Raw genomic sequence first — 2466 nt, 5'->3', positions numbered from 1 at the left:
GCGACCGGGGAGCCGTCCAGCCGGCGGCGCAGCGGCGCGCGGGGGCCTGAGGCGGGCGCGACGCCCTCGGGGAGATCGGCGGGGCCGTGCCCGGGCAGCGCGACCGATGCGGCCGACTCCTGGCGCTCGGCCGGGCTGATCGGCAGCAGCTTGCGCCGGTCCCGCGGGGTGTGGGAGGCGTGGATACCGCCGGACAGGATGGTCTGCAGGCGGTCGGAGATGTCCGTGTAGTCGTCGAAGCCGAGCACGCCGTCGGCCTCGGGCAGCGCCTCNNACGGCGACGTCGGCGTCCGCGGCGTCCTCGACGAGCTGCCAGCCGTCCGCCTCCAAACGGCCTGCGAGCTCCTCGGAATCCACCTCGTTACGAGCGCAGCCGAGAGTGACGAGTGCGACGGTACGGCGTTCAGGCATGGGCTCAAGACTACTTTGTCTCACTGACGGCCCACGTCGACGGGGTTGGCCGATGGCGGCCGACTCCGTCACACATCCGTCCCGCCGCGCCCGTCAGCCCGCCACGGGGTCGCCCTTCGTGTACGTCAGGCGCTCCACGGCGCCGGGCTGGAAGGTGTCCTCGATCTTCTTGCCGTTGACGTACAGCTCGATCGCGCCCGCGTCGCCGAGGATCAGATTGATCTTGGAGTTGTCCTGGAAGGTCTTGGACTGGCCCTTCTTCAGCAGCCCGTCGAAGAGCATCCGGCCGTTGTGGTCCTTGGCCGAGATCCAGCTGCGGCCGTTGGCCGCGCTCACCTGGACGGTCACCTTGTCCTGGGGTGCGGCGGCGATGGCGCTGTCGGAGGGCTCGCCGGTCGGCTCGGCGGGCTTGTTCTTGGTCGGCGTGGGCGAGGCGGACTGTCCGACGGTGGGCGGGGTGCCCTCGGCGACCTGCGACTTCGAGTCGCCGGAGGTGTCGCCGCCCTTGAACGCGGTGAACCCGACGAACCCGATGACGACGACGATCGCGGCGACCATCGCCGCGGTCCAGTTCGGGCCGCGCCGCTCGAGGCGGACGGCCCTGGCCAGCGTGCGGATGTGCCCGCGGGCGTACACGTCGCCGCCGCAGGGGGTGTAATCGTCCGCCTCGATGGCGTGCACGATGGCGATACGGACACGAGTGGCATTGCTGACGTCGTCCACGGTGAGCCCGGCCGCGATCCGCGCCTGCTGGAGGGCGCGGCCCACGGAGGGTCGGGCTTCCTGGGACTCGTCTCGGAACGGACGCTCGTCTTCAGGGGGATTGCCGATGGACACGGGGGCGCCTTTCGAGCGTGTAGCCACCTGTGCTGGAAGCTCAGTCTAGGGGGGGTACGAAAGGGTGGGGCAACCGGACGGTAGGACTTTGTACGCCAACGGAATGGCCGGACAATCCGATGGTTTGACAGGCAGGTACCCCATGATGGGATGCCTAGCTGTCCTTTCGCTCAACTGGACGTACGACAAAGGGAAACGGTTGCTCACCGCTCTCTAACGGGTGGATCACGGCCGTGCCGCCACCCGGCGTACACCGTGTCCGCCGAACGGCCCCGCGTCCCTCACCCCTCGGACTCCCCACGAAGCACGGCGAGTACACCGTCCAGCTCGTCGGGTTTCACCAGAACGTCACGTGCCTTCGAACCCTCGCTCGGCCCCACGATGTTGCGGGACTCCATGAGGTCCATGAGCCGCCCGGCCTTGGCGAAGCCGACGCGGAGCTTGCGCTGGAGCATGGAGGTCGACCCGAACTGCGTGGAGACGACCAGTTCGGCCGCCTGGCACAGCAGGTCGAGGTCGTCGCCGATGTCCTCGTCGATCTCCTTCTTCTGCTTGCTGCCCACGGTGACGTCGTCCCGGAAGACGGGCGCCATCTGGTCCTTGCAGTGCCGGACGACGGCCGCGACCTCCTCCTCGGTCACGAACGCGCCCTGCATACGGGTCGGCTTGTTCGCCCCCATCGGCAGGAACAGGCCGTCGCCCTTGCCGATCAGCTTCTCGGCGCCGGGCTGGTCGAGGATGACCCGGGAGTCGGCGAGCGAGGAGGTGGCGAAGGCCAGCCGGGAGGGCACGTTCGCCTTGATCAGACCGGTGACCACGTCGACCGACGGGCGCTGGGTGGCGAGCACCAGGTNNGGTCCGCCAGCTCGTCCACGATCACCAGCAGGTACGGGTACGGCTGCAGCTCACGCTCGCTGCCCTCGGGCGGCTTGACCTTGCCCTCGCGCACCGCGCGGTTGAAGTCGTCGATGTGCCGGTAGCCGTAGGCGGCCAGGTCGTCGTACCTGAGGTCCATCTCGCGGACCACCCATTGCAGCGCCTCGGCGGCCCGCTTGGGGTTGGTGATGATCGGCGTGATCAGGTGCGGGATGCCCTCGTAGGCGGTCAGCTCGACGCGCTTGGGGTCGACCAGGATCATCCGGACGTCCTCCGGGGTCGCCCGCATCATGACCGAGGTGATCAGGCAGTTGATGCAGGACGACTTGCCGGAACCGGTGG

The 2466-nt window shown here is 69.0% G+C and carries 1 protein-coding gene and 2 pseudogenes; all 3 read right to left on the bottom strand.

Translation table 11 applies throughout. The features are described from left to right. Positions 1–411: pseudogene (locus CCN44_RS37580) on the bottom strand (30S ribosomal protein S12 methylthiotransferase RimO); the annotation flags it as partial. Between the two features lie 93 nt (positions 412–504). After that, complete coding sequence (locus CCN44_RS37575; protein ID WP_167404074.1) at positions 505–1248, bottom strand: helix-turn-helix domain-containing protein; 744 nt, start codon at positions 1246–1248, stop codon at positions 505–507. Positions 1249–1529: 281 nt separating this feature from the next. After that, positions 1530–2466 (bottom strand): annotated as a pseudogene (locus tag CCN44_RS37570) (FtsK/SpoIIIE domain-containing protein); the annotation flags it as partial.

The organism is Streptomyces tricolor, from assembly GCF_002155905.1.
GTDB lineage: Bacteria > Actinomycetota > Actinomycetes > Streptomycetales > Streptomycetaceae > Streptomyces > Streptomyces tricolor.
The sequence above is the reverse complement of the archived record's forward strand: the minus strand, read 5'-3'. Positions and strand labels throughout refer to the sequence as shown.